We start from the raw sequence: 12,949 nt of genomic DNA, 5'->3' as shown, positions 1-12,949 counted from the left end.
GCACGCGCCTCACCCCTCGCTCTGGTCCTCGGTACGGTGACCGGCCTTCTCCTGCGCCATGCGGGGTGGTGCAACTGCGCCGAGGTGTACGGAGTCCCGGGAAACAGCTCACGGCCCGGCCCACCATGAGTACGCTACGTGACTATTTGGCAACCAAGGGTAGGGCGGTGACCTGTTATGCGGAGCGGAGTGGGGGAGGGGTGCTGGTGAAGCCTCAGGCCGGGGACAAGGTCGCTGACCGCTACCTTCTGCGAGAACTCATCGGCAAAGGGCGGGATGGAGGTTGTCTGGCAGGCGTGGGACGAGAGACTGAGGGGGCGCGTCGCGGTCAAGTGTGCCCCCGGACGACAGCGAGGCCGCGAAACGGCTCAAGAAGGAGGCACAGCTTGCGGCACGGCTGCATCACGCGAACATCGTGCCGGTCTTCGATCTCGTCGAGGCGGAGGCGGCCTGCTGGATTGTGATGGAGTTCGTGCCCTCGCGAAGTCTCGCGCAGGTCGTGACCGAGGACGGGGTGCTCACGCCTGAAGAGGCCGGGTCCGTGGGGTGCCAGATGGCGGCGGCGCTGGCGAAGTCCCATGCCGAGGGGGTGGTGCACGGCGATGTCACCCCGGGGCCCTCACCCGACTGCGCCGCCAGATCGGCACACGGCTGCCCATCGACGTCATCACCACGCATTACCCCGACCGAAGCGGCAAGATCCTCCTCAACGTCGCCTTCCCGCCCGCCGCACACACCGCCCTCGCGGCAGCGGCCGGCCGCGCAGCACAGGCACCCCAGCGCTTTATGGAACTGGCCGTTCACCGGCCCCTGGCCGAGCACGCCAGCGCCGAGGCCGACCGCCTCGACCGGGCCCTGCAGCAACTGCTCGCCCATACCACGCCCGCCCATCTCATCGCGGCCGTCGGGCACGCCCTGACCCGCACTTCCGGAGCCGCGCCGTGCTGAAACCGACCGACGAACAGGCCGCCGCGGCCGACGCCTTCCACGCCGGAGAACACCTGGCCCTGCAGGCCGGTGCGGGCACCGGCAAGACCACCACCCTGGCCCAGCTTGCCCACGCCACCCAGCGCCGCGGCCGCTACCTCGCCTACAACCGGGCCATCGCCCAGGATGCCACCGCGCGCTTCCCCAAAAGCGTCCTGTGCAAGACAGCCCACGCCCTGGCCTACGCCGCCGTCGGCCACCGCTACACCCATCGGCTCAACGCCCCCCGCCGACCTGCATGGCAGACCGGGCAGGCCCTCGGCATCACCAAAGCCCTTCGGGTCGGCGAACGCGACCTCTCTCAAAAAACCCTCTCCTACGTCATCTTGCGCACCGTGGCTCGCTTCTGCCACACCGCCGACGCGACGATTACCCGCCATCACATCCCGCACCTGCGCGGCCTCGAAGAGCCCTCCCTGCACGCGCAACTCGCCACCCACATCGTTCCGTTCGCCCGCAAAGCCTGGATGGACCTGCAGCACCCCGACGACGGCGCCGTCCGCTTCGACCACGACCACTACCTGAAAATCTGGGCCCTCACCCAGCCGAAGCTTGACGCCGATTTCCTGCTCCTCGACGAGGCCCAGGACACCAACCCCGTTATCGAACAGATCTTCCTTGCCCAACGCGACCACGCCCAGCTGGTCATGGTCGGCGACTCCGCCCAGGCCATCTATCACTGGCGCGGTGCCAAAGACGTCATGACCAGCTTCGACGGCACCCAGCTCGCCCTGTCCCAGTCCTTCCGCTTCGGCCCCCGCCTTGCCGAGGAAGCCAACCGCTGGCTGCACCTCGCCGACGCCCCTATCCGTCTCACCGGTGTCGACACCGTGCCCACCGAGCTCGGCCCCGTCAGCCGGCCCGACGCCGTGCTGTGCCGCACCAACGTCGGCGCCATGGCCCAGGTCATGGACCTCCTGTCCGGCGGACACCGGGTCGCACTGGCCGGGGGAGGAGACAGCCTGCGTGCTCTGGCCCTGGCCGCCCGCGACCTCAAAAAAGGACGCCGCACCACGCATCCCGAACTGGTGCTGTTCACGACCTGGGGCGATCTGCAGGACTACGCCGCCTACGACCCCGCCGGCCGTGACCTGCAACCCCTGGTCGACCTGGTCGATACCCACGGCGCGGACGCCATCCTGACCGCCGTCGACCATCTCGCCCCCGAAGGCCAGGCCGAGGTAACCGTCTCCACCGCGCACAAGGCCAAAGGCCGGGAATGGGCACAGGTGAAGATCGCCGACGACTTCACCCCACCCTCCGACGGCCCGCCGCACGACACAGGGCAGGGGACGGCCCGCCGGATCGACGACAAAGAGGCATGCCTGGCCTATGTGGCCGTCACCCGCACCCGGCACCGCCTCGACATCGGCGGCCTGTCCTGGATCAACGAGCATCCGGAAGGAGCATCGGCCAGTCCCCAGCCACCACAGTGATACTCCGGGCGGGTTCTGGGCGTTCGGTGCCTCCGCCTGGTAAGGAGCGCACGGGGGAGCGGCGGTACGGATCGCAATGATCCGGGACGGTGCAGCATCGAGTGTGACGGGCGCCGACCCTGCCGGTGACGGCACATCCGAGAAGCCCTCAGCGGCCGCCCGCTGTCCACAGACGGCCCCCGGCAGGCTTCTTGAGCTATGAACATCAGCTCGCCGGGCATCGCCCGGAACAACAAGACGACGCCGCGCTGCGAACGCCACGACGCGCTCCTCCAGCCGGAAGAGCGGACCGAGTTCGCGGCCCGGTTCCCGGCCGGCCACCGGGCGCAGGTGGCGTTCCTCCTGGCCAACTACGCCGACAACGCCTCCGTGGTCGGGGCGCTCTTGGGCACCGGAGTGCGTACGGTGCGCCGCCACTGCCGTGGGTGGCCGCCGCCGCCCGGGCTCCGGCTGCGCCGGGCCCTGCGCCGCCGTGTCGTCGACCTCGTGTGCCCGCGGTGCCTGTCTGATCGTGCGGTGGAAGCGGTGCGCCAGGCGAAACGGGAAGCCCGGCGTGCGGCCCGACGGATTCCGCGGGATCAGGGCGGCCCGGATTGCTGACATCCGCTTGCTCGAGACCTTCGGTTCCTGTGTGACGGTGAAAGCTTTCCTGCATCATCGATAGTAAAAAGCTGATATAGATGCGAAAGTTGCATAGATTCAGGTAAGATGGCGGCATGGGATTGAGCTTGGAGGAGTCGCTACGACTGACGGTGGCCGCGTTGATGCAGGTGACGGGTGACTCGCAGCGGTCGGTTGCGGGGGTGCTGGGGCTGACGCAGACGCAGGTGTCGCGCCGGCAGTCGGGCGCCATCTCATGGAGCCTGCGCGACGTCGACGTCCTGGCCGAGCACTACGGCATCGGCGCGCTGGACCTGCTGGCGGGTCCGACCAGAGCGTGCGAGGCGCTGCCCACCGGCAGGCGCCGTTCCGTCCGGACCGAGGCGAAGGGGGCGAGCCGGTGAGCGACTTCGACGCGATCGACTCGCTGCTTGACGCCGTCGGTCCGGAGGTCGAACTCCCGCCCTGCCAGGTGCGCCGCGAGCTGCGGGAGCGGGCTCGGCTGTCCAAGGCGCAGGTGGCCCGTGCGCTCGGGGTGAGCCCGTCCACCCTGAGCGGATGGGAAAGCGGCCGGGACCCGGCCGGCGAGATCCGCACCAAATATGCGTACCTGCTGGACGGGCTGAACACCAAGCTCGCCACCGAGACCGAGACCGAGACCACGGCGGCGCCGGCGCCGGCTGCGGAGCAGCCCCTCACGTCAGACGCAGCCGTGACCGTCACTCCCTCGTCTTCGCCGGATCCCGGGCAGGATGAGGACAGGGACGACGTAGAGCTGCTCGTCGTGCCCGAGCCGTGTGTGCTGTGCGGCCGTCCGGCCAGACGACGCGTGGCAGGGTTCGCTCAGCACCTGTCCCCGGCCGACTGCCAGCCCACCGCCACTGGAGCCCCCGCTGCCGCGCCTGCCCCACCTGCTGAACAGCCCACTGCGCAAACTCCGAAAGCGCCGCTGTGCACGGCACGTCCGGTGCGTGCAACGGAGCGTTCTAAGGGCCCGGCCCGCCACGCGTTCCAGGAGCCGTCCGGCCCGGTCGACCTGATCCGCGAGGCCGTGCAGGGCGTGCTCGCCGAGCACCGGGGCGACGTCGACGCAGCCACGGCGGCGCTGTTGAAGCGGGCGATCCCGGACGCAATGCGACTGCTGGACGAGACCCGCAAGGGCGCCCGCTACGACGTGATCGCGCACCCCTGGATCCCCGACATCCTCAAGAAGCAGACCGCGCGCGGCGCCGACCAGATCTGGGAGGCCCGCCCCAAGTGGACCCGTCACGAACTCCCGCCCGGCCGGCATGAGGTGACCGCGCTCGACATCAACGGCGCCTACCTATCCGCCCTCAAGACGCACCTCCCCCTGGGTCAGCTCGAGCACTCCACCGGCCTGGCCCACGACCGCCGCCGCTCCGGAGTCCACCTGATCACCCCGCCCGAGTGGGAGCACGAGGCGGTGCTGCCCAACCCGATCGGCCAGAGGGACGAGCCCGGCCCGCTGTGGGTCACCGAGCCGACGCTGCGCCTCCTGCTGCGCCTGTCCGGCCCGAAGCACCAGCTGTGCGCGCCTCCTCAGATCCACGAGTCGTACACCTCCGGGGCCACGGAGAACCTGCTGGAAAAGTTCCGCATCGCGTTGAAGGACGCCCGCGACACGGCGATCGAGCAGGGCGATACGGTGACGCTGGAGTACGTGAAGGCGATGTACTCGAAGTTCGTCTCCACGATGGGGGAGTCGAACTACAACCGGGAGCTCTACCGTCCGGACTGGATGCACCTCATCCGCAGCCAGGCCTTCGCCAATCTGTGGCTCAAGGCGCTCAAGGCCCATGACGAAGGCCTGGCCGTCGTCCGGGCGACGGGCACCGACGAACTCCACGTCATCGGTGACTGGCGCCGTGTCTTCGCCGAAGGCCGAGGCGTTACCGAGGTCAAGGTCAAGGACACGTACACCGCCGGAACCGACGCCGGTGAGCACGCAGGAGAGGGGGAGTAGTGCCGGAGAAGAACATCGACTTCGGGAGGTTCGGCGCCCAGGGCATCAAGGGCAGCGACGCCGTCGCCCGCAAGCTCGACGAACTCGCGGGCGGCATCGCCACTCCCGTGACCGCCAAGCGCGGATGGACGGCGCGCCTGCACTATCTGACGAAGTCGACCCAGACCCTGAAGACAGCGCAGGACGCCGGACTCACAGTGACCCACCGGACGCTGAAGGCCTGGCTGGAGGGCGAACGCCGCCCCTCCAAGGCCAACCTGAAACGCATCGACCAGGTGTACCGGGCAGTGCGCCGTCACAACGTCGCCCGCCATCTCCTCAGGCGCCTCAACCGCGACGGACGTGGTACGCGAGTGGAGATCCACCCGCTCAACCAGTCCCAGGTGCCGCAGCCGCTGCAGCGCGTGGTGGAGTACCGGACGATGAACGTGCGCCGCTGGGACCGAATCGTCGGCTCCTGGGCGGCCGGCGACCCCCAGAGCCTCGACGCCGCGTGGCAGGACACGATCGTCGACCTCGGCTCGCAGTGGGGCCAGTACGAGTACGTCACCAACGTCGGCTTCGCCGCATAAAACCCTGCGCCAGAAGGTGGTCTTCGGTGCCTGCTGGGATGGCGTACGGTGGGGATCACCGACGCGGGGTGGAGCAGCTCGGTAGCTCGCTGGGCTCATAACCCAGAGGTCGCAGGTTCAAATCCTGTCCCCGCTACTGCCGAAGAGGCCCGGATCTACACGATCCGGGCTCTTTTGCGTTCCCGGCGCAAGCACACGTCTGCCTCCTGGCCAGCAGGAGGCCCGGCCGCCCTTGCTGCCTGCCCGAGGTGATCGATCTCAGGCCGTTCTCGCTGGACTCTCTGCGGCGAACAGGGGAGTCGTCGGTGACGGTGCGCGGATCGCAGTGGTTGGCGTCTGCGCACAGTGCAGGGTTGCCATGTGCGCGGTCCGCGCTGGGATCTCGCAGCAGGTCCTGGTCTGCCCATACCCGTCACCGAGCCGCCGTGCTGTGCGGGACCTGCGCCGTGGTCCACCTGGCCGCGCGGCATACGGCCCCGCAGGCCTGGTGTCCTGGGGAACAGCGGTAGTTCTACTGTGCGGCCGGCGGCATAGCACTGTGGCAGGGATTGGGTGCGTTTTTGGAACGTTTGGACGAGGCGGCCGTGCCCCATCGGGTGGGATAGTCGGGGCCGCCGGGTGCGGCTGAAGTCGGATGAGGCAGGGTGAACGGCATGGTGACCTTGGCCAGCCCGTCGGTGGGCACGTCGGTACGCGCAGCCTCCGCGACCCTGCTGGATCCTGCCGTACTGTCTGTCTCGCTCCAGCTGATGGGCAGTCAGGCGCTGCTGTTCTACCGGCTTGACGAGGAAGAATGCGCACGCCGCGCCCGCGTGTCAGCGGCGCGCCTGAACAGTCTTGATGCGCTGCAGACCCTTCTGGAGCTGCCCGTAGATGAGCCCGTCGCACTGGCGTCGCTGCCCGCACGGCTGCGTTCGGCGGTACGGCGGCTTCCGGCCGGTGCGGCCGAGGTCGACCGCTGTGAGGTCACCCGTCGCGCGGTGCGACCGCTCACCGTTGATCTCGCCGTAGTCCGGGCGAGCGCCGCGGGCTGGCGCGGAGGGCTGGAGCAAGCCGGCCGTTTCGCCCCCTTCTGCCGGCGCGCCCTGCTGCTGGATAGCGCTCCACCGGCCGCTGAGGAGATGCTGATGGAAGCCGCCTTCTACGGCATCGGCATCCTGGTGGCCGACGGCGAGAGCGTGGACTTGCTGCTGGAGCCCCGGCCTTACACCCCGCACCGCCACACGCCCGCGGCGTGGTGCTTCACCGAGGAGTTCCACCGCCGCATCGGCTAGTCACGGCTCACCGCGCTCCACGCCCGCCACCGGGCGGGCTGTCGACGAAGCCTGCGGGGCGACAGAGGCCTGCGCCCACTGCAGCAACTGCTGGGGCACCTTGAAGGCGCTGAACCCGGGATGGTCGAGTTCAGCGTTGAGCACCGGATAGCGGTCGATCGCACGCCGGCAGCGCTGCTGCCACCACGCGGCCCGCCCGGCCGGCTCGACGGCGTCCATGCTGCGCAGCCACTCCATCAGCACCGCCGCGTTGTGGGCGGCCGCCGACACCTGCCAGTGATTGCTGACGAAGGTGTCCAGCACCAGTCCGTCGCAGGCCGCGCACCGGCACACCGGCGCCAGGCCCGCGGCGAACCTCTTCGCCAGCGTCTCGCCGAGGAAGAAGTCCATCAGCTCCGGCAGCAGCACGGAGGGCGAGTTCGGTCCGCCCGGAGACCGCTTGGCCGTCTGGCCGGGCGGCACGGTGTGCCGCACGCTGCTGGTGGCGCCGAAGGCGGTGAACGCCGCCCCGTGGGCCAGAGCCCCGAACGCCGCGAGGTCGGCACGCAGCAGCGCGGTTCCGGGTACCTCCGCCAGCAGCCGCTTGAGGTTGCCCACTGCCTGGGAGAAGCCGGCCAGTGGGTCCATCTGTCCGCCGAGCATGACCGCTTTGGGGTTCGGTACGACATTGAGCCAGGCGATCAGCTGCCCGACCGAGTCATCGCGCAGCCACGCCACGTCCACGGGAACGCTGAAAAAGACGCTAGGGTCCTCCAGCTTGAGGACCTGGTGGACGGCGGCCTTGAGGGCGTCGGAGTCTTCCGCGTGCAGATATCCGGTGGGCGTCATGGCCGCTGTCGCGCCCGCACGGTGGCCCACCTGCTCCTCGATCGACAGCCTCAGCGGGTCGCCGAAGGACAGCTGGCCTTCCGAGACATCGGGGAAAGGATCATCCTCACTGGCCGCCGCCACGGTGTAGACGGCGGGATCCGCCAGCAGCGGTCCCGTGAACCCCTCCTCGCGCAGCTTGCGGACTTTCGCCGCCGCCCCGGGACCGCTGACGACGAGCCCGCTGCGCACCGGATCGAGCTGTGCGCGGATGTAACCGACCCGGCTGACCCCGGCCTGCAGCAGCATCCGGCCCCGCAACTGCCCGGGTACAGAGGGCTGATGGGTCAGAGGCGGGTCGGGAGGCTCCGCGGGATCGGAACCGGCGCCCGGGTGCGGGGAGGGGAACGACTCAGTCATGGCCTCACCTTCGAAGCGGAATTCACCGCCGCGTCTTCGCGCGGGGCGTACAGCAACTGGAAGTCTTCGGGCAGCAGCCGCGCACAGCGGGCCAGCTCCTCCTCATTGATCCCTGCGGCCAGAGCAGAGCGGATCATCCCGGGGACGTACCGGGGCTGCTCCTGGTCTATCTCGACCGGTTCGGCTGTGCGGTATCCCAGCGCGGACATCTCCACCGTCACGCTGCGGTACTGCCAGTCCGTGACGATGTTCAGACTCTGCGCCCGGCGCAGCAGCGCGGCCATCGACACCTTCCACTCCCGCTTCAGCCGGGCCAGGAGTTCCAGGTCGACGCGGGGCGTGAAGGCGGAGCGGATGTCACGTGCGGGCATGAGGAACTCGGCGGCGAATTCGTCGGCCTGCCGCTCCTGCACGGTGCTGTCGCCGGGGGACTGGTGCAGGACCAGGTGACCCAGCTCGTGCGCCAGGCTGAAGCGGTAGCGGTCTGCGGGCGCGTGGTCGTTGGCCAGGATGAGCGGCGGCTGCTTTCCGTCCCACTGGCTGACCGCGTCGAGCCGGCCGCTGCCCAGATCACGCGCGACCACCAGAGTTCCGGCCGCCTCCAGGGACGCGGTGATGTCCGCTGCCGGGCCCGGCGGCATGCCCCAGGCCTTGCGAACCTGCCGGGCTGCGTCCTTGGCCGTGGTCAGGGCGTCGAGTTCGACAGTGGGGATGGCCGCAGCCCGCACGCCGAGACCGGGGCGGCACGCGGCGATGCCCTGCAACTGCACTCGTGTCAGGGCGAGATGGGCAGGCTGGCGCCGCAGGGCGGAGACGGTCAACGACGCACGCTTGCGGTGGTGGACGAGCCCCACGCCGATCCCGTGCACCTGCGGATCCAGACACAGCAGATCCGGCGGATACCCCAGCGCCGCCGCGTACAGCTCCAGCCGCTCTCCCGAGACCGCCAGCCGGCCGCTCTCGGCGCGGCTCACATACCCCTGGGACACCGCCACGTCACCGCCGGAGGCCTTCACCATCGCCTCAGCCACGTCGGCTTGCGTCATGCCGCGGAACTCCCGGGCCACCACCAGCATCCCCGGCTGCGCCGGACGTACATCGCTCACGTCGTACCACCTCGGATCAGACCTCAAAAGATTAGCTTCAAATATTCCTCCACGTGTCGAAGTTGACAAAAATGACAGAAGGTCAAGAAGAGGGGGCGTAGTGCGTGGAACCGTGCATTCTGGGTTCACGCTGGTCAAACACGTTCCCTGAGGCTGTGCCGGTGCAGCTCCGGCTCCTGCGGGAAGTGGCGTTCCGCCCTCAGACGGAGAGGCTCAGCCTCTCCTCACCCAGACGCTAACTGGCGCAATACGGGGCACGGTTGCTGTACGTGCCTCTAGGATGACTGCCTGCGCCGGGGCCTCAAGCGCCTCATCCGCACGCGTAACGCCCGCACGCCACACCCCAGTCCGTCGCCCCGGCGGAGCGGGAGATACGGAGCAGCTCGACCGTGCACCTCATCAGCTTCTCCGCGTGCGGGTTCCGCTCGCTGACCTATGTGCAGGACATCCCGGTCAGCAGCCCGACGATCCTGGCCGGCCGCAACGACGGCGGCAAGAGCACGGTCCTGGCCGCTCTGGCCTTCCTGCTGGGCGAACACCGTCTGACGGACGAGGACCGCACCTACCAGCAGGACGAGGGTGTCAAGGGACAGCGCTGCGCGGAGACATGGGTGGAGGGCGTCTTCCGCCTGGACACCGCCGAGCAGGCCGCAGCAGCTCCCTTACCGGCCGAGCTCCGTATCCGGCGCCGCTCACGGGCCGGTGAGGAGGCGTGCTGGGAGTTCTTCGGATCGCAGCCCGCCGACAGCCGTCTGCAGGGCCTGGGCCGGCTGATGAAGAAGGACCTGACCGAACTGGTCGCCGAGTTCGGCCTCGTCCCGTCGGGCACGCTGAAGGACGACCTGCTGGCCGCGCTCACCGCACACGCCGCGACCGTCCCGCAGACCGACCAGTGGCAGCCGCTGCCCAAAGACCTCGAGACCCGGCTGCCGCGGCTGCTGGCGTTCGGCGGCAAGGACGAGAGCCCGGACGACGCGGTGCGCACCGCTTTGAGCAGCTGCTACGAGACCCACCTGGAGGACGAGACCCTCCAAGGGCAGGTCCGGGAGATCGAGAAGGAGATCACGCAGCGGCTGGAGAAGGAAGCGGACTCCCTGTGCCGGCACATCCGCCAGCACTGCCACGAGTTCGTCGGCGTGGAGGTCAAGCCCGAGGTCTCCTTCAAGGGCGGCTTCAAAAGGGCGCCGCTGGAGGTCTCCAAGGCCGACGGCGAGCCCGTGGACCTGACCCGCTCGGGCCAGGGCAGCACCCGGCGCATCGCCCTCGCTGTGTGGGAGTGGACCAGCAGCCTCCTCGAAAGCAGTGAACTCGCCGCGGCGGGGGAGCAGGACGAGCCACAGCCCACGCAGACCATCGTCGTCTACGACGAGCCCGACACCCACCTCGACTACCGCCACCAGCGCACCGTCATGGACATCATCCGCAAGCAGTGCGCCCTGCCCCACGTCAGCGTCATCGTCGCCACCCACTCGATGAACCTCATCGACGGCGTCGACATCGCCGACATCGTCCACCTCAAACTCAGCGACAGCGGCCGCACCCTCGTCGAGCGCCTCGACGACGACACCCACGACGGCATCGACTTCCACCTCGGACAGATCGCCGCCGCGGTGGGACTGCGCAACTCCGTCCTGCTGCACGAACGCTGCTTCCTGGCAGTCGAAGGCCCCACCGAGCAGCAGTGCGTGCCCCTGCTCTTCCGCCTCTCGCAGGGGCTGCCCCTGCAGGCGGCCGGCATCGCCCTGTGGGCCTGTGACAACAACGAAGGAGCACTCCACCTCGCGGGCTACCTCGTCAAGCACCACCGCACCGTCATGCTGATGGTCGACGCCGACAGCCGCGCCAACAAGCACTTCAAGACCGAGAAACTCATCAAAGCCGGCCTCGACCTCACCCAGCAGGTCTCCTACGTCGGAGAGAGCGACGGCTACAACGAGCTGGAGGAGCTCTTCAGCGACCTCCAGTGGGCGGCCGCCGCCAACGCCCACTGGCCCCGCCCCAAGGGCCGCCCCTGGAGCGCCGACGACTTCACCGAGCACCGGGGCGGCAAGTTCAGCGAGCGCATCCTCTACATGATCAAACAGCAGGCCGAGGAGAGCAGCCCCAACGGCAAGGCCGACATGCTCTACGCACTGGTGTCCATGCTCACCACCCCCGAAGAGGTCCCCCAGCAGCTACGGGACATCTTCACCGCGATGCAGGCCCTCGCCTGCTGACCTGCTGCTGCGCCCGCCGCTGCAGCATGCGCTCCTTGCGCTGCTCATTGGTCGGCGCCGCCCAGGCGTGCCATCCGGCCTCCGCAGTCCATTGCCGCGCGTGAGCGCGGGCTTCGATTCCGCACCACCGGCAGCCCCCGGGCGCCACAGTGTGCTCGGTCCTGGCAGAACGCGATAACGACATCACATCCTCCTTCCCCCACTGCTTATCTTGCCTCCTGCCACTGACAATCACCCCGCGAGCCGCGTCCGGCTCCGCCACCCGGCAGCGCAGACGAAGAAACCTTTCCCTCGCGTGTCCCCAAGCCTCTGAAACAAGACCGTTTATCGGGAAAACCGCCCGTAGCTCCCACCACACTGGTTACGGTCTGTGCCCATGAGGTTCCTGCACACCTCGGACTGGCATCTTGGCCGCCGGTTCCACGGGGAAGATCTGATCGACCGCCAGCGCAAGGTCCTGGACCACATCTGCGCCACCGCCCGCACCCAGAAGGTGGACGCCCTGCTGATCGCGGGCGACATCTACGACCGTGCCATCCCGAGCCTGGACGCGGTACGTCTGTTCGACCGGGCTCTGCACCAGCTCGCCGACCTCGGCATCCCCACCGTCATGATCAGCGGCAACCACGACTCGGCCCACCGCCTCGGCACCGGCTCCGGCCTGTACGCCAAAGCGGGCGTCCACCTGCGCACCAACCCCGCCGACGCCGCCCGCCCCGTCCTCCTCGACGACGAACACGGCCCCGTCGCCGTCTACGGAGTGCCCTACCTCGAGCCCGCCCTGGTACGCACCCAGCTGGACGCCGAGACAGCCTCCCACCAGGCCGTGCTCACCTCGGCACTGGACCGCATCCGAGCCGACCTCGCCACCCGCCCGGGCACCCGCTCCGTCGTCCTCGCCCACGCCTTCATCACCGGCGCCACCAGCAGCAAAAGCGAACGCGACATCAGCGTCGGCGGCGTCGCCCACGCCAGCGCCGACCTCTTCGACAGCATCGACTACACCGCCCTGGGCCATCTTCACCGCCCGCAGCGCGTCAACGACCGCATCCATTACAGCGGCTCCCCGCTGGCCTACTCCTTCTCCGAGACCAACCACACCAAGTCCCTCACCCTCACCGACCTGCCGGCCGACGGCGCCCCCACGATCACACACCACGACCTGCCGGCCGACCTCCACCTGCCGCTGGCCCGGCTGACCGGCCGCATCGACGACCTGCTGACCGACCCAGCACACGAACCGCTCAGCGAAGCCTGGCTGCAGGTCACCCTCACCGACACCGCCCTGCCGTACGAGGCGATGGCACGCCTCAGACAGCGCTTCTCCAAGACGCTGGACATGCGGCACGTGCCCGCCAGCATCCCGGCACAGGCCACCGACAGCCCCACCTACCGCGAACGGGTACGCGGCCGCGGCGACCTCGACATCGCCCACGACTTCATCACCGCCGTGCGCGGCACCCCACCCACCACCGCAGAGGCAGACCTCCTGCAAGAGGCCGTCGACGACATGCGCGTGCACGCCCAGGAGAAGGAAACCGTCTGAC

The 12,949-nt window shown here is 69.1% G+C and carries 11 protein-coding genes and 1 tRNA gene; 10 read left to right on the top strand and 2 right to left on the bottom strand.

The window, feature by feature from the left end; genetic code table 11:
- Nucleotides 1–334 precede the first annotated feature (334 nt).
- The 8 genes from ACFXPL_RS32850 to ACFXPL_RS32815 all read left to right on the top strand — a co-directional run bounded on the left by ACFXPL_RS32850 (nt 335) and on the right by ACFXPL_RS32815 (nt 6,853).
- The gene (locus ACFXPL_RS32850; RefSeq protein ID WP_384926531.1) at nt 335–919 is read left to right on the top strand and encodes a protein kinase; all 585 of its coding nucleotides are present in this window, start codon (nt 335–337) and stop codon (nt 917–919) included.
- Between the two features lie 25 nt (nt 920–944).
- Nucleotides 945–2,423, top strand: a complete 1,479-nt coding sequence (locus ACFXPL_RS32845) for a UvrD-helicase domain-containing protein (RefSeq protein ID WP_384926533.1) — start codon at nt 945–947, stop codon at nt 2,421–2,423.
- Between the two features lie 198 nt (nt 2,424–2,621).
- Nucleotides 2,622–3,023, top strand: coding sequence for a hypothetical protein (locus ACFXPL_RS32840; protein ID WP_384926529.1), 402 nt, complete (start codon nt 2,622–2,624; stop codon nt 3,021–3,023).
- 116 nt (nt 3,024–3,139) lie between these two features.
- Nucleotides 3,140–3,427 carry a helix-turn-helix domain-containing protein gene (locus ACFXPL_RS32835; RefSeq protein WP_266469336.1) on the top strand — a complete coding sequence of 96 codons (288 nt, stop codon included), beginning with the start codon at nt 3,140–3,142 and terminating at the stop codon, nt 3,425–3,427.
- Nucleotides 3,424–5,007: a helix-turn-helix domain-containing protein gene (locus tag ACFXPL_RS32830; RefSeq protein WP_384926527.1), complete on the top strand. Its 1,584-nt coding sequence runs from the start codon at nt 3,424–3,426 to the stop codon at nt 5,005–5,007. Before ACFXPL_RS32835 ends, ACFXPL_RS32830 begins: the two co-directional genes overlap by 4 nt.
- Nucleotides 5,007–5,579 carry a transcriptional regulator gene (locus tag ACFXPL_RS32825; RefSeq protein ID WP_384926525.1) on the top strand — a complete coding sequence of 191 codons (573 nt, stop codon included), beginning with the start codon at nt 5,007–5,009 and terminating at the stop codon, nt 5,577–5,579. The genes ACFXPL_RS32830 and ACFXPL_RS32825 overlap by 1 nt, the downstream gene beginning before the upstream one ends.
- Before the next feature lie 62 nt (nt 5,580–5,641).
- A tRNA-Met gene (locus tag ACFXPL_RS32820) sits at nt 5,642–5,715 on the top strand.
- A gap of 508 nt (nt 5,716–6,223) precedes the next feature.
- Entirely contained in the window at nt 6,224–6,853 is a 630-nt protein-coding gene (locus ACFXPL_RS32815; protein ID WP_384926523.1) for a hypothetical protein, read from the top strand.
- Here the strand turns inward: ACFXPL_RS32815 and ACFXPL_RS32810 are convergent, their stop codons facing one another.
- Both ACFXPL_RS32810 and ACFXPL_RS32805 read right to left on the bottom strand, forming a co-directional pair.
- Entirely contained in the window at nt 6,854–8,080 is a 1,227-nt protein-coding gene (locus tag ACFXPL_RS32810; protein WP_384926521.1) for a hypothetical protein, read from the bottom strand.
- Nucleotides 8,077–9,186 (bottom strand): ImmA/IrrE family metallo-endopeptidase, encoded by a 1,110-nt coding sequence (locus ACFXPL_RS32805; RefSeq protein WP_384926519.1) that lies wholly within the window; start codon nt 9,184–9,186, stop codon nt 8,077–8,079. Before ACFXPL_RS32805 ends, ACFXPL_RS32810 begins: the two co-directional genes overlap by 4 nt.
- Before the next feature lie 389 nt (nt 9,187–9,575).
- Here ACFXPL_RS32805 and ACFXPL_RS32800 point away from each other — a divergent pair, with 389 nt between their 5' ends.
- On the top strand, nt 9,576–11,402 hold the full coding sequence (locus ACFXPL_RS32800) for an ATP-dependent endonuclease (RefSeq protein WP_384926517.1): 1,827 nt from the start codon (nt 9,576–9,578) through the stop codon (nt 11,400–11,402).
- 376 nt (nt 11,403–11,778) lie between these two features.
- The gene (locus ACFXPL_RS32795) at nt 11,779–12,948 is read left to right on the top strand and encodes an exonuclease SbcCD subunit D (protein WP_384926516.1); all 1,170 of its coding nucleotides are present in this window, start codon (nt 11,779–11,781) and stop codon (nt 12,946–12,948) included.
- Nucleotide 12,949: the final 1 nt, after the last annotated feature.

Source organism: Streptomyces sp. NPDC059092, from assembly GCF_042756365.1.
Classification (GTDB): Bacteria; Actinomycetota; Actinomycetes; order Streptomycetales; family Streptomycetaceae; genus Streptomyces.
The sequence above is the reverse complement of the archived record's forward strand: the minus strand, read 5'-3'. Positions and strand labels throughout refer to the sequence as shown.

What these genes read in the sequence shown, in the direction of transcription:
- ACFXPL_RS32840 (WP_384926529.1), top strand. Translation starts at nt 2,622, where the DNA reads ATGAACATCAGCTCGCCGGGCATCGCCCGGAACAACAAGACGACGCCG.
- ACFXPL_RS32835 (WP_266469336.1), top strand. Translation starts at nt 3,140, where the DNA reads ATGGGATTGAGCTTGGAGGAGTCGCTACGACTGACGGTGGCCGCGTTG.
- ACFXPL_RS32810 (WP_384926521.1), bottom strand. Translation starts at nt 8,080, where the DNA reads ATGACTGAGTCGTTCCCCTCCCCGCACCCGGGCGCCGGTTCCGATCCC.
- ACFXPL_RS32795 (WP_384926516.1), top strand. Translation starts at nt 11,779, where the DNA reads ATGAGGTTCCTGCACACCTCGGACTGGCATCTTGGCCGCCGGTTCCAC.